General features: G+C 33.5%; 21 protein-coding genes and 1 tRNA gene. 5 read left to right on the forward strand and 17 right to left on the reverse strand.

The features are described from left to right. Complete coding sequence (locus NBX25_RS07885; protein WP_250253367.1) at window positions 1–468, forward strand: cupin domain-containing protein; 468 nt, start codon at window positions 1–3, stop codon at window positions 466–468. A gap of 49 nt (window positions 469–517) precedes the next feature. On the opposite strand, the gene NBX25_RS07890 is transcribed toward NBX25_RS07885, so the two are convergent. Together NBX25_RS07890 and NBX25_RS07895 are read right to left on the reverse strand one after the other, a co-directional pair. Then, the gene (locus tag NBX25_RS07890) at window positions 518–967 is read right to left on the reverse strand and encodes an XrtF-associated fRMsr-like GAF protein (protein WP_123908536.1); all 450 of its coding nucleotides are present in this window, start codon (window positions 965–967) and stop codon (window positions 518–520) included. 11 nt (window positions 968–978) lie between these two features. Beyond that, complete coding sequence (locus tag NBX25_RS07895) at window positions 979–2,406, reverse strand: TonB-dependent receptor (protein WP_123908537.1); 1,428 nt, start codon at window positions 2,404–2,406, stop codon at window positions 979–981. A gap of 54 nt (window positions 2,407–2,460) precedes the next feature. On the opposite strand from NBX25_RS07895, the gene NBX25_RS07900 reads away from it, so the two are divergent. Further along, window positions 2,461–3,228: an MBL fold metallo-hydrolase gene (locus tag NBX25_RS07900; protein ID WP_250253368.1), complete on the forward strand. Its 768-nt coding sequence runs from the start codon at window positions 2,461–2,463 to the stop codon at window positions 3,226–3,228. A 93-nt stretch (window positions 3,229–3,321) separates the two neighbouring features. Continuing rightward, a tRNA-Leu gene (locus NBX25_RS07905) sits at window positions 3,322–3,401 on the forward strand. Between the two features lie 69 nt (window positions 3,402–3,470). On the opposite strand, the gene NBX25_RS07910 is transcribed toward NBX25_RS07905, so the two are convergent. Beyond that, window positions 3,471–3,653 (reverse strand): bacteriocin-like protein, encoded by a 183-nt coding sequence (locus NBX25_RS07910; protein WP_250253369.1) that lies wholly within the window; start codon window positions 3,651–3,653, stop codon window positions 3,471–3,473. Window positions 3,654–3,915: 262 nt separating this feature from the next. On the opposite strand from NBX25_RS07910, the gene NBX25_RS07915 reads away from it, so the two are divergent. Then, complete coding sequence (locus NBX25_RS07915) at window positions 3,916–4,161, forward strand: hypothetical protein (protein ID WP_123908540.1); 246 nt, start codon at window positions 3,916–3,918, stop codon at window positions 4,159–4,161. 301 nt (window positions 4,162–4,462) lie between these two features. Here the strand turns inward: NBX25_RS07915 and NBX25_RS07920 are convergent, their stop codons facing one another. From NBX25_RS07920 to NBX25_RS07940, 5 genes are all read right to left on the reverse strand, one after another. Beyond that, window positions 4,463–4,954 (reverse strand): DoxX family protein, encoded by a 492-nt coding sequence (locus tag NBX25_RS07920; protein ID WP_250253370.1) that lies wholly within the window; start codon window positions 4,952–4,954, stop codon window positions 4,463–4,465. A 718-nt stretch (window positions 4,955–5,672) separates the two neighbouring features. Further along, window positions 5,673–5,873: a hypothetical protein gene (locus NBX25_RS07925; protein WP_250253371.1), complete on the reverse strand. Its 201-nt coding sequence runs from the start codon at window positions 5,871–5,873 to the stop codon at window positions 5,673–5,675. A gap of 132 nt (window positions 5,874–6,005) precedes the next feature. Continuing rightward, on the reverse strand, window positions 6,006–7,106 hold the full coding sequence (locus NBX25_RS07930) for a hypothetical protein (RefSeq protein WP_123908543.1): 1,101 nt from the start codon (window positions 7,104–7,106) through the stop codon (window positions 6,006–6,008). A gap of 370 nt (window positions 7,107–7,476) precedes the next feature. After that, entirely contained in the window at window positions 7,477–8,232 is a 756-nt protein-coding gene (locus NBX25_RS07935) for a LytR/AlgR family response regulator transcription factor (protein ID WP_250253372.1), read from the reverse strand. 6 nt (window positions 8,233–8,238) lie between these two features. After that, complete coding sequence (locus tag NBX25_RS07940) at window positions 8,239–10,104, reverse strand: tetratricopeptide repeat-containing sensor histidine kinase (RefSeq protein ID WP_250253373.1); 1,866 nt, start codon at window positions 10,102–10,104, stop codon at window positions 8,239–8,241. A gap of 383 nt (window positions 10,105–10,487) precedes the next feature. Here NBX25_RS07940 and NBX25_RS07945 point away from each other — a divergent pair, with 383 nt between their 5' ends. Continuing rightward, complete coding sequence (locus tag NBX25_RS07945) at window positions 10,488–10,970, forward strand: DUF6438 domain-containing protein (RefSeq protein WP_250253374.1); 483 nt, start codon at window positions 10,488–10,490, stop codon at window positions 10,968–10,970. 69 nt (window positions 10,971–11,039) lie between these two features. Here the strand turns inward: NBX25_RS07945 and NBX25_RS07950 are convergent, their stop codons facing one another. The 9 genes from NBX25_RS07950 to NBX25_RS07990 form a co-directional block, all read right to left on the reverse strand. Beyond that, a complete protein-coding gene (locus tag NBX25_RS07950; RefSeq protein ID WP_250253375.1) occupies window positions 11,040–11,396 on the reverse strand; it encodes a hypothetical protein in 357 nt (118 codons plus the stop codon). Next, the gene (locus NBX25_RS07955; protein WP_250253376.1) at window positions 11,393–11,827 is read right to left on the reverse strand and encodes a hypothetical protein; all 435 of its coding nucleotides are present in this window, start codon (window positions 11,825–11,827) and stop codon (window positions 11,393–11,395) included. Before NBX25_RS07955 ends, NBX25_RS07950 begins: the two co-directional genes overlap by 4 nt. A 26-nt stretch (window positions 11,828–11,853) precedes the next feature. Next, a complete protein-coding gene (locus NBX25_RS07960; protein ID WP_250253377.1) occupies window positions 11,854–12,231 on the reverse strand; it encodes a hypothetical protein in 378 nt (125 codons plus the stop codon). A 25-nt stretch (window positions 12,232–12,256) separates the two neighbouring features. Then, on the reverse strand, window positions 12,257–13,114 hold the full coding sequence (locus NBX25_RS07965) for a tetratricopeptide repeat protein (RefSeq protein WP_250253378.1): 858 nt from the start codon (window positions 13,112–13,114) through the stop codon (window positions 12,257–12,259). A gap of 255 nt (window positions 13,115–13,369) precedes the next feature. Next, window positions 13,370–13,687 carry a hypothetical protein gene (locus NBX25_RS07970; protein ID WP_250253379.1) on the reverse strand — a complete coding sequence of 106 codons (318 nt, stop codon included), beginning with the start codon at window positions 13,685–13,687 and terminating at the stop codon, window positions 13,370–13,372. Between the two features lie 81 nt (window positions 13,688–13,768). Beyond that, window positions 13,769–14,251 (reverse strand): hypothetical protein, encoded by a 483-nt coding sequence (locus NBX25_RS07975; protein ID WP_250253380.1) that lies wholly within the window; start codon window positions 14,249–14,251, stop codon window positions 13,769–13,771. Then, window positions 14,238–15,590, reverse strand: a complete 1,353-nt coding sequence (locus tag NBX25_RS07980; RefSeq protein ID WP_250253381.1) for a glycoside hydrolase family 19 protein — start codon at window positions 15,588–15,590, stop codon at window positions 14,238–14,240. Before NBX25_RS07980 ends, NBX25_RS07975 begins: the two co-directional genes overlap by 14 nt. Beyond that, window positions 15,578–16,279 carry a hypothetical protein gene (locus NBX25_RS07985; RefSeq protein ID WP_250253382.1) on the reverse strand — a complete coding sequence of 234 codons (702 nt, stop codon included), beginning with the start codon at window positions 16,277–16,279 and terminating at the stop codon, window positions 15,578–15,580. Before NBX25_RS07985 ends, NBX25_RS07980 begins: the two co-directional genes overlap by 13 nt. A 2-nt stretch (window positions 16,280–16,281) precedes the next feature. Further along, the gene (locus NBX25_RS07990) at window positions 16,282–18,102 is read right to left on the reverse strand and encodes a phospholipase effector Tle1 domain-containing protein (protein ID WP_250253383.1); all 1,821 of its coding nucleotides are present in this window, start codon (window positions 18,100–18,102) and stop codon (window positions 16,282–16,284) included. Between the last annotated feature and the right edge of the window lie 25 nt (window positions 18,103–18,127).

Below are 18,127 nucleotides of genomic sequence, written 5' to 3' on the forward strand. Positions count from 1 at the left end.
ATGTCTGGTACTGTTATATTATCTGAAGGAGCAGAATTTGATCACGTGATACACGAAGTTTCAAAATATATCCATCTTTATGTAATGCCATTTGGAAAGGAAGAACGAACCATTACCCGCATCGATAAAAGGAAAAATATGTATGGTGGAAACGGAACTGTGCATATGATACAAATGTTCGAGCAGAAAGAACTGGCTAATAATCGTCTGGCTGCTTATATGGTTTTATTAAATAAAGGTGATGAATCCGGGTTTCATACTCATCATGAAAGAAACGAGGAAGAATTGTACGTCGTTGTACATGGAACCGGTGAATATCGGGAGAGAACCGGAACAGACGGCCCGGTTCGTAAAAAAACACTTCAGAAAGGAGATATTACCGCTATCAGCTCTATAGGCTATCATTCTATTGAAAATACAGGTGATAATCCTTTAATTATGTTTGTTATTACGACCAATACTCCATAAAAAACTCCGGCTATGCGAGCCGGAGTCTATATTTTTATTGGGTGTTCAATTACAAAATCTTGGACACTTCGCTACAAAGCCATTCCAACAATTCACGGTCTTCCGCCGTAAAAGGATCTATTGTATGAGAATCAATATCAATCTGACCGATGTTTTTCCCGTCTTTAAAGATCGGAACTACAATTTCAGCCTTCGTATCAATTGAACAGCTTAAATAATTGCTTTCTTCATGCACATCAGGTACTACAAACGTTTCATTAGAAACAGCTACCTGACCACAGATTCCTTTTCCGTAAGGGATGATCGTATGATCTGTTGGAGCTCCTACATAGGGTCCTAAGATCAATTCGTCTTTATCTCCGTTTTTAAAATAGAAACCTGTCCAGTTGAAATAAGAGATTTCCTGATCCAACAAATGGCAAACTTTTTCAAGTTTCTCTTCCGTATTATGTTTTGGACTTTCAAGAATTGAGGAAAGTCTTTTCTTTAATTCTGACATTATATTAATTTTTAAGAGAATTGTTTTAAAGGAAGTTCTTCTTTATAACCGAACATTCCACGCTCTTTAATCATTTCTGCTACGCCTTCCGGAACTTGTGTTTCCCAGCCTTTAACGCAACATGCTATTTTTCTTAAAATCTCTCTTGAGTAGATTTCCAAGAACTCAGGATTATAGTTTGTAATATCCACAATACGTTTGTTGCGCATGAAATATTTATACAACTCCTTAAGATTTTCTTCTACTTTAAGATTGGTAGAATCCAATAGCTGATGAGTTTCAGGATCTTTATAAGGATACAGGTAAACTCTCATTCCGTTTCGGAAAAACTTACCGAATGCCTCAAGAATTCCTCCTGAAAGATTTTTATAGTATTTCTCATCAAATACCATCAATAAATTGTTTACCCCCATCGCTACTCCGATATCTCCAGTGGTGTAGGAAGCAAAGTAATCAATCAGTCTATAGTATTCCGAGAAGTTTGAAATAATAACAGTATATCCTAATTTGCCCAGGATATCTACTCTATCCAGGAAGTCTCTTTCATCAATATCTCCATCTGCCCGAAGGTTGGAAATCGTAATTTCAATAAGGACCTCGGTTTCTTCATGAGTACAGATAGCGTCTTTAAAAAACATATCCATCCCGTTTCGAAGCATATCAATGTTTACTTTCGTTACAGGCCTGAAACTTCCTCTTACCGCAAAGATATTTTTCTTATATAAAACATCTGCAGGAAGCATATTGTTTCCCTGAGAATTGAAGATCACCGCATCAGTCATTCCGTTCTTCACCAGCTGAAGAGACATCAATCTGTTATCAACATAAGAAAAAGCAGGCCCACTGAAATCGATCATATCAATTTCAAGGTTGTCTTTTGCAATATCGTCGTATAAAGATTCTACTAAAGTTCTTGGATTATCAAAGTAATTAAAAGCACCGAAAATAAGGTTTACACCCAGATTTCCCAGAGTTTCCTGCTGAAGGGTAGCATCATTTTCTTTGAATTTCACATGGATTACGATTTCGTTGTAATCTTCATTTTCTTTAGTCTGAAAACGGATTCCCACCCAGCCGTGGCCTTTTACTGTTTTGTCGAAGTTGATGGTGGTTACTGTATTGGCATAGGAAAAGAACTTTCTGTCCGGATTGTTATCCCTTGAAATTCTCTCTTCGATCAATGCTACTTCATAACGGAGCATTTTACGAAGTCTATTTTGGGTAACATACCTGTTTTTTACTTCTTTTCCGTAGATGGCATCACTAAAATCTTTGTCATAAGCAGACATCGCTTTAGCAATCGTACCGGAAGCTCCCCCTGCTCTAAAAAAGTGACGAACAGTCTCCTGCCCTGCTCCAATTTCTGCGAAAGTACCATAAATAGTAGGATCTAGATTAATTGTTAATGCTTTTTGTTTAGGAGTTAGTTTCTGATACATTAGGACATTAAATTTTTTGTAAATTTACCAAAATTAAACCAACCTCAAAACAAAATGAAGTTGAAATTTTTAGGAACCGGTACTTCCCAGGGTGTACCCGTTATTGGCTGCACCTGCGAGGTGTGTATTTCCGAAAATCCCAAAGACAAACGTCTTCGTTCTTCCGTTATGGTAACAACGGATGAAAATAAAAAAATACTCATTGATTGTGGTCCGGATTTCCGGCAGCAAATGCTTACTAACCATGAGCATACGGTAGATCTTGCACTGATTACTCATGAGCACAACGATCATGTAATTGGGTTAGATGATATGCGTCCGCTTATTTTTAAAAGCGGAAAGGATGTTCCACTCTATTGTTATTCAAGGGTAGCACATGAGATTAAAAACCGTTTTCCTTATGCTTTTGCAGATGTAAGATATCCGGGAGCTCCGGCTTTTGAACTTCATGAAATTGAAAACAAACCGTTCCAGGTTTTGGGCACGGAAGTGACCCCTATTGAGGTAATCCATTTTAAAATAAGTGTCTTTGGATATAAGTTTAAAAACCTGGCCTATATTACGGATGCAGGTTTTATTTCTGATACCGAGAAAGAAAAATTAAAGAATCTGGATGTCTTGATTTTAAATTGCATCAGAAAATTTGATCCACATCCGGCTCATTTTATCCTTCCCGATGTTATAAAACTATTCGAAGAACTAAAACCTAAAAAATTATTTTTAACTCACATTAGTCATCATTTAGGCTTGCATGATATTGAAGATAAACAACTTCCATCCGGAATGCACCTTGCCTACGATGGTTTGGAACTTAATTTTTAAAAATTTTTCTTCAAAAAGCTTTTGAACATTGAAAAAAGTTCCTATATTTGCACACCAATTTGAAACAAACAACACGTTTGGAGTAAACATCAAGCCCAGGTGGCGGAATTGGTAGACGCGCTGGTCTCAAACACCAGTTCTTAGGAGTACCGGTTCGATCCCGGTCCTGGGTACAAAAAACCTCTGAAATCATTTGATTTTCAGAGGTTTTTGATTTTTAAGAGATACTTTCCCCGTTAATCCTAGTTTATTTCTATCATACAATATCGTTTAACACCTGGACAACCGGGAACAGATATATACCTTAAACCTGGCCCTGGGTTTAGCTGGCACCCAAAAGAATACATACTCGCTACACATTCTGGAGTATATCCTCCCTGTATATTTTTTAGGTTTTTTCTTGAAAGTTCTTTTAGATTTTTCATAATAATTAGTTTTGTTTTGGTTCTTACTATGGGTTAAGCTTTTGTATTTCGCTTAAATCATAACCTAAATTAGTGAATTTATATTCACAATATCAAAATTATTTATAAAACTTATAAATCCTTTAATTTCTATTTCTTGCAATTTATTTTGTGTAAAAATTGAGAATCGGTTTTCAAATTAGGATTTAGTTATTTAGTCATAATAATAAAAACATTTCAAAATATTCCTAACTTTGAGATAAACTTATAAAATAACACACCCATGAATTCAGAAAACACCAATCAAGAAGAACAGAGCAAAATGGATTTGGTAGAACATGCCAAAAATTACATTGAAACCCAAAAGCGAAACAATGAAGATGCAACTCAGGAAGGATGGTTTCAACTATTAATCAAAGACGACCTTGTGGGAGGTTGGAATGAAATAATAGACAGCTTTAAAGACGCTTGGGAAGTAGCTAATAAAATGATTGATTCCATGTTTGGAATGAATAGAGATCAAAAATAAGGCTATGAAAAGAACAGAACCTCAGCAATTGTGCGAGTTTAAAAAGTTATTCTGAAAATTCTGAACTTTAATGGTTTATTTTTTCAGAATAACTTTTTCATTACTTTTAAGCAATACATAATTGTAAAAACAAATTAAGCCTTAGCATTTCCATTGCAATTTTTTATGTTTATTTAGCCTCAAGATTTCAAGCATAAAATCAACCCTTTCTTACTATTGTCAACAATCTTTGCCGCTGCATTCACTACAGGTATAAAAAAGACTGCCCTTTTGAGACAGCCTCTTTTCAATGAATATTTACTTACTTGTTATGAATTTTCTTCCTTAAAGTGTCAATCCCCAATCCTGTACACCCTTGAAACAGAAATAGCGTCAAAAACATCAGGTATAATGTCTGAGGCAGATAAAGGAAGTAACTCAGCCATGTAAAAGGATCCATTGCATAGATTCCTGTTTCTGCCTTAATAGGATTCAGTTCCTTAGGAATTGAATTCAGATCGTGGGTAAACAAAGCAACCAGGATGATAATGATTAAAAACACAGAACTTATTCGTGTCCAAAAACCCAGCATTAAGAATAAACCGAATATACATTCACAAAAAGCCGTGAAATGGGCAGTAAACTGAGGGAAAGGAAATCCTATACTGCTGATGGTATTGAACATGTATCCCTGAAATATAGGGTGAAAGAGTTTATTAAATCCTGCAATAAAGAAGAACAGGCCAATTAAAATCCTGCATATGATGTAAATATTGTTACTGTTTTTTTCGAAGTTTGATATTGTTTTTTTCATTTTTTAAATTCTTTTTTGATTACCTATTCATAGCCACAGGTCTATCCCATGAACCTTAGTGAATCATGTAATCCTGAATGATATAATTGTTGTATTGTCCGGAAAAATTTTACAATGTAAGATCCTTATTAATTGCATCTTACGATTAAGTTAAATTTTAGGGGGAATCCAGATAGAGTTAAAAAACGAACAATAGAGCGGATCATCATACAAAAAGAATCGGTCACCCACTTCTTTACCCATAAATTTTTCAAATCCAAAAGAAGGAAAAGAAGCTGTAAAAAAGAGTGAGAAATTTGAACAATAATTGCTATTGCATTTTATTGGAGTTTTATTATTTTCCTCAAGATAAATCTTGTTACATTTCTGATTAGAATTGGTTTGAAAAATATTTAAAACCGTTGTGGAGAATCTACTATAATCTGCTTTATGAATAAACAAAAGGGATAACATTAAAAACAGACCCGCTATTTTTATATAATGCAATAAATCAGTTTGTTTCCCTATAATCCACCTTTCCACTGACACAAATATAGTAAAATATTAATGGCTGGTTTAACCACATAAAACCACTTCATTTATAGACGTACAAATAAAGATCCCACATCCATAAAAAATCCTTCTGAAAATCTTCAGAAGGACTTTACCTTATTAAAAAATGTCTTGTTGCTGTATAAAATATTGGTCATTCTACGCAGCCTATTCTCCTCATCTCAGATCAGTTCTTTAATAATTTATTCGAAATTAATTTTCTTTTTTCAAGGCGTTCATTTATTTTTTCATTTGTTGTTCCTACCTTCTTTGAAATTCTAGTTTCTCCAACTATGCTTTGTGATAACACATAAAGTATCCCAATCCAAGCTGTATTTGCAAATCCTAAAAACATTAATATCATATCTATTATTGATAATGTATCCATTTTTAATTTAATTCTGTATGAACTTTTTCAAATGTAATTTTTTATAACTCATATAAGTACAGTCAGTACTCATTCTCTGAGTTTATTATCTGATGTTACTTTTACTCCATAAGATACTGATGGAAAAAGTGATTATTTTTCCAATTTTAACCAAAAGAAGTCATTCCAGCCTTCAATTAATCTGGTTGGATCAGTATTTTTGCTTCTATCCTGCTCCGGAATCTGAACGATTCTTTTATCTTTAACAGTAAAATTGTACACTCTAGGCTTATTTTCTCCTTCTACTGAAAGTTCAATTTTGTAAGCACCGTCCGTAAGGCTCGAAAATTTAACTTCACCAGGCTTATCAATGAGTTTGAAGGCACAAGAGACATCGTTCCATTTTCCCTGCTCTACCTGAGCCGTACTTGGACCATTCCCATAATTCTGCGCATACGGTTTATTGTCTTTAAACATTTTTACAGACCATTTTACGCTTTTGTTGGTTTTTCTGTTGTTCGCAGGATTGGGCTGAAACTCTTCGTGGGTGATATAATATCCAAACACCAGATTTCCTGTATCAGCATAATTTATATAGGCAAAATTATTCCATGGACCACGCGTCACATACATTTCATTGATAGCTGCATAAGGGTCGTTATTCGTTAACTTAACCAATTCAAAATCAAATGAATAAAACATTTTATCACCGGCATAAAAATCTAGCCTGTAATTTCCTGGTCCCCATTGTGTTATAAACGATTCAGATCTTCCCACAAATTCTCCATCACGTTTGTAGCGGCTGCTCGGTGCATTGAATTTCGTTTTCTTACCATCATCAAAAACCTGATCCCCGGAATATTCAAAATAATTCATGTATTGATTATTTTTATATACCTTAATTCTTAAATATTCCGCCTGATCAGTGATTGGACTTACCGTTCTTCCGTCTACTGTTTTATTAGGGATAAAAGTTGCTGTATAGCTATCAATTGTTCCTGCAGTAGTTCCATAAAGAAGGGAGTTGAAAGTAACAGCCGGAGTCTGCTTGAAAGTACTCCAATCTAATTTTAACCCCGCTGAACTGCTTCCCTTTTTGTTTTTGTCTCCTTTGACAATTTCTGCTCCTTTTTCTACTACCTTCGATGCTTGAGACACCTGAGTTTTTGCATTCATAATTTTGTTGAGCAGCTGAGCATTGGTATTACTAAACGATAATAGTAACAACCCAAACAGTAAAGTTTGTTTTTTCATATGATATTGTTTTTTATTGTACTGATAAACTATCCTTTAATAGAATTACAATGCAATGATAAATCAAAAGAAAATCATAATTTTAATGAATGAATATTCGTAGGGATTTGGAGGAAATTCGTTCGTCTTTTGAAATTATTTTATAAATGAAAAATCCCAAACTCCGTAAAATCAGAGCCTGGGATAAGGTTATTAGTTTTTGTTTTTTCTTAGGAACTTAACAATTAAAGATCTATGACTTTATACTTGTTATTTTTCCATCTTTACGATGCAATAATAGGATAAAACATCATGATAATTCCGACAAATGAATATTTGCCGGAATTGAGAGGACATTCGTTGGTTTTTTAAATAAATCTGTTCAAAATAATTAAACCTGAAGGTTTTGCAGCAAAAGAAGAAAGTCTTCTTTTTTTCGTACCGAAAGCGGAATGGCCACCTTGTTTTTCATCACAACGGTATTCCCGCCATCTGTTTTGATATAGTGATCAAAATAGGCCATATTGATTAAATGCGATTGGTGCGTTCTAAAGAAATTAAAGGGTGTCAATAGGCTTTCATATTCCTTTAAATTGGTAGAAACCACCAGTTTAGGTGCATTAATAAAGTAAAAAGTAGTATAATTTTTATCCGACTCACAATTGACAATATCCTGGATATTAACGGAATAGATCTTATCTGAAGTTTTCAGGATTAAATTTTGAAGATTCTTCGGACGTTCAAGATTGGCAAATAAATTATTGAGTTTTATATCAAAAATTTCTTTACTCAGTAGTTCTTCAGCTTTTTTTACGGCTTCCACCAATTCACCGGCATTTAATGGCTTTAATAAATAGTCAATAGCAGAAAAACGAAACGCTTTTATGGCAAAGTCTTCATACCCTGTAATGAAGATTGTTTTAAAGGTAATGGGACTTAGCTTTTGAAGTAAGTCGAAACCGGTACCGTCTGGCATTTCAATATCCAGAAAAACTATATCGGGTGATAACTGTCTGATTATTTCAATTCCAGATTCTACAGAATTTGCCTGACCAATTATTGTAATATTAGGACAATTGGCTTTAATTAAAGTATAATTTTTCTTTCTGATTTCCTGATTATCATCAATTACAATGGCTCTTAACATGGTGTATTAGTTTTCGTGAATGTAGGGTATTTCAAATACAATTTTAGCTCCTTTTATATTTCCTTCTGCATCAATTTTATTTTCTGAGCTGACTTCAAAATCTTTATTCTGGGTATAGTTCAGTAATCTTTCTTTGGTTATTTTCATTGCCATTGATTTATGTCCGGACTGTTTTTTCTCATCATTAAACCCTAACCCGTTATCAGTTATTTCAAAAATTAATTTCTCTTGATTGAAAGAAAAAACTATGTCAATCATTCCCTTTTCATCCTTATTTCTAATCCCATGTTTAATGGCATTTTCTATAAACGGCTGTGTTAGCATTGGCGGTATAAAATAGGATTCTGTATCAGATACATTTACCATATTAATGCTATAATTAAACCTGTTATTATAAAGAAGCTGTTGTATGGATAAGTAATTTTCAACCATATCAATTTCCTCTTGTAAAGAGATATAGTTTTCATTAGAATTTTCCAGAATTTGTCTTGTTAATTTAGAAAAACTATTCAAATAGGATATTGCAACAGTTTCTTTCCCATTGATAATAAGGCTCTGAATGTTATCTATTGAGTTGAAAATAAAATGCGGATTCATTTGAGAAAGTAAGAGCTTTTGTTTTATTCTGTCTTTTTCAAGAATCGTAATTTTTTGCTTCTGTTTGTTATTTCGGTAGTAAAAATATCCGCCCAATACTACTAATAGTAAGATTCCTGAAAGCGCAATCAGCCAGTTGTTCTTAACCGCTGTTTTCTTTTCGGTATCTAATTCCAGATTTAATTGTTTTTTTTCAAAATCATATTTAAGCTGCTGTTGTGCCAATGCATTTTTAGAAGCCTCAACATTACTGGAGTCCTGTAATTTATTCTGGAATTCATAGACTTCCAGTGCTTTTTTAAAGTTATTATTTTCTTTGTAAACTTTAAATAACAGGTTTGAAGATTTCTCCTGCAATTGCAGATTGTTAATTTCTTTACTTATTGAAAGCCCTTGTTCCAAAAAGGATTCTGATTTGATAAATTCTTTTTTCCGGTAATATAAATCTCCTAAATTGATGTAGGTATTGGCTTTAGACAATTCTTCATTATCAGTTTCCAAAGCTTTTCTTAAAAGCAGATCCGATTCCCCGAAATCTTTTTCCTCCATCTTTACTTGTGCTATTTTATTCAAAATAATACTCGTGGTAGCATAATCTTCAAGCTCTTTGGAAAGCAACAGAGCTTTGTTGAAATTAGATACGGCTTCAGGATATTTCTTTAATGATAAATAGGCAGATCCACAATTTGAATAAACCATACTTAAAGTATATTTTTCATTACCTGTCAGCGCTTTCTTTTTTTCGAAATAATGAATCGTCTTTTTCAAGAATGCAATAGCTTTCAGATATTCTCCCTGGTCAATGTAAACCGAACCTATTACTGAATTTACATTGGAAATTCCTTCCTGATTTTCCTTTTTGTCTTTCTCAAAATATTTCAGTGCTGTAAATAAACATGATATTGCTTTTTCATATTCATTGATATGAGAATAGCATATTCCTTTATTTACAATGGTAAAATTCATTTCATAGTAATCTCCTGTCGATTTGAAAAGAGATATACTTTTATCAATACACTCAAATGTTTTTACGACGTCTCTTTTTGCTTCATACATTGAAGCCAAATTACTGTAATAAATTGCTAAGTACTGAGTATATCTTACTTGTAAATCCTTACTGTTTGTCTTCTTTAAATTTTTGGAAGCAATTTCACCCATCATCTGAGTCAATACATTGGATGCATTACTGTTTGAAGGCATTTGATCGATCAAACTTGCTATTTTTGATAACTTGAGGGTATCATGTATTTTGGGATTTAATATTTCTTTTTTCAAAGAATCAGTAATTTTATCCTGAGCATGAGAGCTTGAAAAAATTAAAAATAGAAATGTGGTTACGGTTATTAGTTTAGTTTTAGACATAAAATAAAAGAAAGAATTGTATTTTGGAAACAAAAATGAGCATTGGGAGCTTATATCTCCCCTGATTTCTTTTTTCTTTAAATTTTCGTTAAGTATTTTCCATATTATATAAATCGGAGCGCAATATATAAATTAAAATTAAGCTTAGAAATAAACTTTAATTTAAATATGAGTTTGTTATCATACAAAGATATTCGTGAACATTCAAACAATATTTATCCATTGTTTGATCCCTTTTACCTTCATCATATTATTGTATCTTTAACCTCATTTTCAACACCAACACAAATCACCATATGAAATATTTCGTTTCATTTATTTTTCTTTTACTCGCTACTGTCTGCAACAGTCAGAAAAAAACAAATTCCAATAATTCCGTAGAAAAGATCATCATTAAAAAGAATGACTGCATGACTGGGGATTGCCCTACTTATACGATCATTATTCATAAAAATGGTAAAGTGGAGCTGAATGCCCGAAGAAATATACCCAGGAACATGAATGGCAATTACACCTCAACGTTGGGCTATCTAGACTGGGAAGTAATTACCCACATGGATTTTACTACGCTAAAAAAGTCTTATGGAAACATTGGATATGTCGACTTTCCCTCTACCGATTTTGAAATTTATTTTTCTAAAGGAAAACCTAAAAAAGTACATGATCAGGATAATCATGGGACTCCTGAGCTTATAAAACTATATGAACATATAGATCTGCTTTTCATTAAGCTGCGCTGGAAAAAAGTAAAGCAATCAACACAACCTCATCTTTTCTGAGATAATGATTGTATTTACTTCAAACATAAAAATTCCTGAGGATATCTCAGGAATTTTGTTTTATATGCTTTATTGATTCTGTTTTTTAACCCAGTGAATATACATTTCATGGCATTCCTTAAAGTGATTATAAGGATTCATGGCATTTCCCGCATTTTGCATATAAATAGTATCATTGCTAAACATTCCACCTATACCTCTACCAAAATCAAGATATAGAACCTGATCTTCTTTTGAAAGTTTGGCAGCTCCCTGTATTTTCTTTTTATTTTTTACAGTAAAGATGAAATGGTTGTTTTTATCAATCTTCAAATAAATTGGGCATTTGGATTCTGCAGGAAAGTAACTTCCGGCAATATTTTGGGCCTCCAGATGGAAAAATCCAGCTAAAAATACGAATAAGATAGACTTGTACATTGTATTCATGGAAATATTACTTTACCGTTACTGATCCATTGGTTCTTTTTATTCCACTCTCCGCTACAATCGCTTTGCATATTCATGATGACCTTCTTCTTATGAACATCTACAATTACGCACAAAAAGTTTTCATAGAGCTGTGTATGCACTCCATCATCTACATATCCTTTTGAAATATGGTCCAGCACAATATATTTTTTATTGGGTGATATTCCAAGTAATTCTCCTTCAGAGTAATTCATACCATATCCTTCTATTTTATATTTTTTATGGTCATACAAAATAAAAGGGTCCTGATACATTTTAAAATCTTTATCATATGTTTTGAAACCCAGCTGATAAGTTTTAGATATAGGTATAATCGGAAGTTTCTTTCCGGATTGAGAAAAAACAATAGAAGACAACTGTAACAGAACTAATATTAAATATTTTTCCATAGTTACATTTTTATTCCCCCACAATTTTACTGTTCAGCTTTTTGCTCAAACTCTTTAAGAACATTAAAATAATACTTCCCTTTATTTTTCTTAAAATAAAGTCTGTCACCAACAATATTATTTCCAAGGAAGGTTCTTTTAATGATCAGAGTAGTTTTTCTGCAGCAATCTGCAGTAACTTCTATTGGGGCATTACTCCAGTAATTAACCGTTTTTATACTTACATTTTTGCCCAGCCATTTATTTTCTTTCCTGTCTATTGATACAAAAGTACTGTCATCAGTTACTTTCTGATGTAAGATAATATTTGCGTGTAGTACTTTAACCCATATTTTTACATTCTGAGCTTTCATTACTATACTAAACAGAATAAGAACCGCAACAAATTTTATTTTTACATTCATTACAAACCCCTATTAAATAGTCTTGTTATTTTGACCTTGTATAAACATATCCGGGAATTTTACCAAGATTTTTTTTCTGAGATTTCATCAAAGAAATATATTTCCTATAATACTCTTTTCCATTATCCTTTTCTCCTATATTCCAGTAGCTGTCTGCTAAATTCAAATATGCAACAGTTCTATTCGGAAATTTACTGGTGATTTGCTTCAATAGCTCAATAGCTCCTGTATAATTTCCATTATTTAAAAGAACAAATGCTATATTATTGTAATCATCAACATTGCTTTGAGATAAGAGAAACTTCTTCTTAAAATCCAGCAATTCGGCATCATTAAAACGCTCTGCCAACAAAGGATAGCCGGATAAATCTGTATAAAGCTTTTTAAGATCTTTATAGGATTTCACGATTCCCCGGTGGTCAAAAAACATTAAAGATTTAAAACCTTTAGCATCTATTTCCAGAATTTCTGAATCTGTACTTTTTAAGGGAACATTAATATTTTTAGTAAGAACTTTAAAACTCTGATCTTCACATTCCTGGCAGGGGTTATAGAAATTAACATTTTTTACGTACCAGTCTTTTTTGTATAAAAAGGTCACAGCACCATATAAGCCCCTGTCTCCTCCATAATGTACTGTGATCTCAGAAGGATTTGTATATCCCATACTAGTATTTCTGAGAACCGTAATCTCAGGCAATTCAAAACTACTTGTTTTTTTATTTCCAAAATGAACAGTTACAAGGTTATTTTCTAATGTGACCTCATCCTGTAGCTGATCATGATCCAGATCATAATAATTCGATTGTGCTGATAAAAAGCTCAGAAAAAACAGGCAGATAAATGATACTATTCTAAAAGTTTTATTTTTTAATTTTATCACGATTGATGCATTTTGTATTAAACTTTAATTCGTTACAATAAATCTATCTTCTTCTTCCGTTTTACGAACTTAGATATAATCAAAAGATATTTATCAGCATACCCCAGAATTTAATTTCTAATTCTAAGGCAAGAAAATTAAAAAACAGCTTTCCCATCATTAACCCACCTATTTTGCTTATTCCAGCTACCCACCACAATCTTCCTGTAATTCAGTCACCACTTTTCTTTTCACAACATCAGCAATAACACATAATCAACTCTCAATCAATATCTTACATGTACCATCACCCAAATAGCCTTTTGATATATAGTCCAACACAATGTATTTTTTATTAGGAGAAATACTTAGGATCTGACCACCTGAATAATTTTCGTTATCGTATCCCTGTATATTATATTTTTTACCTCCTTTTAAGATAAATGGTTTTTTATACATTTTAAATTCTTTATCATATGTTTTGAAACCCAGCTGATAAGTTTTAGATATAGGAATAATTGGAAATTTCTTTCCGGATTGAGAAAAAACAGTAATAAACAACAATAATATTAATAACTGTATACCTTTTTTCATGGTTGGATTCTTATTTCCAGGCTATTCTAATGCTTAGCGATTAGCTCAAATCTTTTAAGAACATTAAAGTAATATTTTCCTTTATTTCTTTGATACCTTTCTTTTCGAGGTTTTAGTATTTTTTTTCAATGGGTATTTCTTATTATCAATAGACAGTAAGTAGTTCTTAGGAATGTTATTTTCTATTTTCCCATTTTCATCTTTATAGAGCGTCTCATCTTTGGTTAATATCCAATTGTTATATTTGGAGAAATAGGTGTATTCCTGTGTATATTCTGTATCAGCAGAAGTATCATACAATAAAATACATCCAGGGCCACAATTACTGATGACAGGAGAAGATACGTAATTGATATTAAAATTATAGTTCTTTTTTGATTGTCCCAATACTAAAGTGATTTTGCAGGTAGGTTCATGAATTTCTTTAATTTCGTCAACTTTATAACATTTATAAGTAAGAGTATCATCAATTTTATCATTATTAAAATCCCCTACTACCTCTTGAGCATACGAAAAGGCAGAGAAAAACAGTATGCATATTATGTTAATTTTATTTATCATCATATCCTTGTATTGCTTTTTTATTTTTTTCTTTTTTACCCCATTTAGTGTCTTTTATGGCACTTGTATCATAGGTATACACTCCAAGATCTTTTATTTTCTGATTTTTACAGTTATCTTTTACTTTCATATTCTTCAAAATCCTTTTCAGGTTTTCTTTTCTATGAGTAAATCCTGTTAATCCACCATTTACCCCAACTGCAGCTGAGATAAAGTCATCTGTATCTGCAAATTTATTCAAATCGCCCCATGCTGAACGATCTCTCCAATACCATGCCGCCGAGTTACACACATGCTCCAGATCATTGGCAACAATATCCGGGTCCTGGGTTGCGGGTTTCTTGATCTTCGAAAAATAGGCTTTATAAGTATCTTTCCAGGTAAGCTGAATTAATCCTCTGCCTTTATATTTAGGGCCGTCTCCTTTTGTATCGTTCTCACGGCTTAAGCACTCAAGATATCTGTTATGACCTCTCTCTATCCGGGCTGTACCATTTTCTTTATATTTTACTTTATCTTTTTTGAATAAAAGATATTTATTATAATTTTCAAGATGCGTGGTAGGATCGTAATCCCATCCATCAGCATATTCTAAAGTGGTATCCAATCCTGTTTCGGCTTCTACCTGTGCAAGAAAATGAGCCTTGCGGAGGCAACTGTTGATATCATTATCTTTCATTGCTTTATTCAGGGCTTTTGTAAATTCTTTATAGCTTTTCTTATCCTCTGGCAAAGGACAGTTTTTAGCTGTAAATAAATTCTTGGAGTTATAAAACCCTTTAATATCTTCTTCTGTAAATTCTTTCTCGCAATAGCATTTTTTATCTTCTTCCGGATCCGGTACAGGTGCCCCTTTTCCATCAATACTTTCCGGAGCATTGACCTGCCCAGAGGTTACAAATTCTATTTTTCCTGTCTCAGGCGGTATGTTACCTGGCATTTTGCCTGTTCCCGGTAAAGTGGATTTTTTTAACAGCACATAGTTTTCCTGAACTTTTGCAGTTCCAAAATCCTGCCACTCTGTAAGAGAAATCATCTGAAAACCATCATCAAAGATAAAATTAGGGATCTGTTTTTCTACTACAGTCCCGGTAAGTTTGTCTTGCGTGGTTGGTACATTATTCAACACTTTGAATGTTCCCAAGTGCGCATTGAATTTAATTTTTGCTCCATCTATAGCCAACAATAAACCTTCTTCAGTTTTATCCTTCTCTTCATTTTTTGCACGTTGATCGTCCTGTTTTTTACTGTTCTCTGCCTTCTGTTGCTCATTATCCTGAGCAGGAGCCTGATTCTGAGTTTCAGGAGTATTTCCCTCTCCTTCATTCTTTACCCTATCCATAATAATGAATGTTTTAAATGAGAATTTTGTTTTTTAATTTCTATGAAACCTTCTTCATATCGATCTTCCTTCCAAACAAACAACCCTCTGAATTGTTCAATGTTTGATTCTTCCAGGTTTTCGGCTGATATTTTCAAAGTCAATATATTCCCGTCTTTTACAGGATTCATGATTTCTATAAAGCCTTCGGAAGATTCTCTTTTCATTTTAGTATCAAATGAATTCAATAAGCCATTAAAAAGTAATCCAAACATTTTATAGCTTCCCAGGAAGTCTATCAGCTTTGTCTCATCTTCCAGCAGATCGCTGATCTGGCTGAAATAGCGATCTACAGCATCTCCTTTATGGGTCTCAGACAAATTTGTCCGGATTTTTGCCCATCTTAATCGCAAGAAAAGTAAATTACCTACCGTAGTAATATTCCCGTCATCATCTACCTTACATTCTATTTCATCGAATAAATAACTGACTTTTTTTAAAAATGAATCCATTGTTCCTCCTTCAGAAAAATCAAAATGGGTAACCAGGACCTGAAAATCATGTTGATCCTTTACTTTCCCATAATAATAGACCTCAACTTCTCTTACATAGCTTTTTTGGGTGGAATAAAATGGATTTCTTTGTTCTATAACAATCGTTTCCAGGCGATAGGTTTTCTGATGAAGATTTTGCAATACGTTTATGGTCATACTTAATATATCCTTCTTTGATAATCATTATTGGGATCCATTCCCATCCAGTCTCTATTGGCAGACCAATGAAGGTACTCGTGTCTTAGGATTCTCAGTAAATTCTGCCATCTTTGTCCGGTAACCTGTACCGGAGGAAGATTCATAATCTGATTTCCGTCTTTATCCTTATCCACAGTCGGTTGCTGTAAAGCTGCTTCTGCATTGAATTTAGCTGCTTCTTTTCCCAAGTCCTGATCCTTGATGAATTGCCATGGTTTTCCATCTTCAAATACATACTTTTCCAGATGTCTTTTTGCAGCCGGCAGATTCTCGTCATGCTCGATAGAATAGGTAGTTTCTGTTTTTATTGTGATTTGATGATTATAATAATCTATTCCATGTTTTTCCATGAAATGAAGAGGAATATAACTGTATTCCTTTCTAAGAAAACGCTCTCCTCTTATTTTATGATATTGAAAAATCCATAGATGACTCTCTTTTTCAATCTTTATCTCACCATCATGATACCAATGTCCATCCTTAATTTCCTGCATTCTTTCCTGTAGTCTTTTCATAGCATTCCAGGAACTATAGGAATTGAATCCTACCCCAGGATGTTTATCTGCCACCTCTATCTCATCTACAATTTCGGTCCCATTTTCATAGGCTCCGCCGATATCGCAATGCACTCCCGGAAAATCTTTCTCAATACTCCCTGGAAATCTGGTCAATGAAAAGTTTTCACGGTGTTCATCCATCGCAGTAAAGTGAACCGCTTTATAATAAGGTCCCGGATTCTTTAGTTGAAGTTGCTCAACATCATCTCCGAAATTATGTTTGGAACCGAAGGTAGCATGCAAAGGACCTCTATACCCTACTCTTTCCATAGCTCCCATATCCCCGAACTCTTCATAAGAGGAAACGGTATCGTATACTCCTATAAACCGAACATCCAGCTCTACTTCCTCTAATTCTTCTTTAGTAAGCACTTCCTTGCTTAGCAGGTAGTAACCCAGAAATCCAAATCTAGGGAGCTTACCATCTATAAGAAAGGCCGGATTGACCTCTGTTTTATCTTTATCTATCCAAATGTCTTCATATTCAGCAATCAAACCGTCGTTTCCATACGATCTGCTTTCCCTATACCCTTTAAATTTTGTTTTCTTTTTGATTTCAACATCCTTCGGTCTTTTATTTCCATTAATTTCATAGGAAAAATTTCTGGCAGCAGCAGCGCCTCGGCTAAACCCAAAAGTATCAATGGTAATTTTACTAAGTACTTTCTCTGAAGAATGTAATTTTTTGAGGGCATCTATCCTGTCTGCTACCATTTCGCAGCCTTTTCTCACTTTCCCTCTTACGCCGGTCTGCCCAGATCCATACTGGAAACCATCATCTACATCTCTGCGCCCATCCAATGTTCCTATGCCTTCTATGTATACTCCATATTCATCCCTTTGGCTACATTTATACATTCTTGCCACATTGGTATAATCATTACTATAACTATTATCCACTCCTTGTTTGTCTAGCCATCCTCTGTGGCTTGCTTTAAGAAAGCGGTCATATTCTTCGTCTTCTTCGGTGATTTCCTTGTTTTTTAGTCCTTCATAACGTTTTTCCTGTTGCTCGGTGGTTTTCTTAATAGCTTCTTCTTTAATCAGGATTTGGTCTCTATTATCCGTACTTTCAATTTTATTCTTTCCATCTCTATATTTCTCCCGCATTTCAGTATTCTTAAGGCTATTTAGGGTACCATCAAAGAAGACCCCTATCTCCAAATGGATTTCATCTATTGGAGGGGTAGAATTTCCGGTATTGTATACAAATGTTTTTCCCATAATCAAAACTTAATTATAGTTCGGT

It is taken from the genome of Chryseobacterium sp. Marseille-Q3244 (assembly GCF_940807095.1).
In the GTDB taxonomy this organism is placed as follows: Bacteria; Bacteroidota; Bacteroidia; order Flavobacteriales; family Weeksellaceae; genus Chryseobacterium.

What these genes read in the sequence shown, in the direction of transcription:
- NBX25_RS07915 (WP_123908540.1), top strand. Translation starts at nt 3,916, where the DNA reads ATGAATTCAGAAAACACCAATCAAGAAGAACAGAGCAAAATGGATTTG.
- NBX25_RS07930 (WP_123908543.1), bottom strand. Translation starts at nt 7,106, where the DNA reads ATGAAAAAACAAACTTTACTGTTTGGGTTGTTACTATTATCGTTTAGT.
- NBX25_RS07985 (WP_250253382.1), bottom strand. Translation starts at nt 16,279, where the DNA reads ATGACCATAAACGTATTGCAAAATCTTCATCAGAAAACCTATCGCCTG.
- NBX25_RS07910 (WP_250253369.1), bottom strand. Translation starts at nt 3,653, where the DNA reads ATGAAAAATCTAAAAGAACTTTCAAGAAAAAACCTAAAAAATATACAG.
- NBX25_RS07885 (WP_250253367.1), top strand. Translation starts at nt 1, where the DNA reads ATGTCTGGTACTGTTATATTATCTGAAGGAGCAGAATTTGATCACGTG.
- NBX25_RS07890 (WP_123908536.1), bottom strand. Translation starts at nt 967, where the DNA reads ATGTCAGAATTAAAGAAAAGACTTTCCTCAATTCTTGAAAGTCCAAAA.
- NBX25_RS07980 (WP_250253381.1), bottom strand. Translation starts at nt 15,590, where the DNA reads ATGGATAGGGTAAAGAATGAAGGAGAGGGAAATACTCCTGAAACTCAG.
- NBX25_RS07925 (WP_250253371.1), bottom strand. Translation starts at nt 5,873, where the DNA reads ATGGATACATTATCAATAATAGATATGATATTAATGTTTTTAGGATTT.
- NBX25_RS07920 (WP_250253370.1), bottom strand. Translation starts at nt 4,954, where the DNA reads ATGAAAAAAACAATATCAAACTTCGAAAAAAACAGTAACAATATTTAC.
- NBX25_RS07950 (WP_250253375.1), bottom strand. Translation starts at nt 11,396, where the DNA reads ATGAATACAATGTACAAGTCTATCTTATTCGTATTTTTAGCTGGATTT.
- NBX25_RS07900 (WP_250253368.1), top strand. Translation starts at nt 2,461, where the DNA reads ATGAAGTTGAAATTTTTAGGAACCGGTACTTCCCAGGGTGTACCCGTT.
- NBX25_RS07975 (WP_250253380.1), bottom strand. Translation starts at nt 14,251, where the DNA reads ATGATGATAAATAAAATTAACATAATATGCATACTGTTTTTCTCTGCC.
- NBX25_RS07945 (WP_250253374.1), top strand. Translation starts at nt 10,488, where the DNA reads ATGAAATATTTCGTTTCATTTATTTTTCTTTTACTCGCTACTGTCTGC.
- NBX25_RS07935 (WP_250253372.1), bottom strand. Translation starts at nt 8,232, where the DNA reads ATGTTAAGAGCCATTGTAATTGATGATAATCAGGAAATCAGAAAGAAA.
- NBX25_RS07955 (WP_250253376.1), bottom strand. Translation starts at nt 11,827, where the DNA reads ATGGAAAAATATTTAATATTAGTTCTGTTACAGTTGTCTTCTATTGTT.
- NBX25_RS07895 (WP_123908537.1), bottom strand. Translation starts at nt 2,406, where the DNA reads ATGTATCAGAAACTAACTCCTAAACAAAAAGCATTAACAATTAATCTA.
- NBX25_RS07970 (WP_250253379.1), bottom strand. Translation starts at nt 13,687, where the DNA reads ATGAAAAAAGGTATACAGTTATTAATATTATTGTTGTTTATTACTGTT.
- NBX25_RS07990 (WP_250253383.1), bottom strand. Translation starts at nt 18,102, where the DNA reads ATGGGAAAAACATTTGTATACAATACCGGAAATTCTACCCCTCCAATA.
- NBX25_RS07960 (WP_250253377.1), bottom strand. Translation starts at nt 12,231, where the DNA reads ATGAATGTAAAAATAAAATTTGTTGCGGTTCTTATTCTGTTTAGTATA.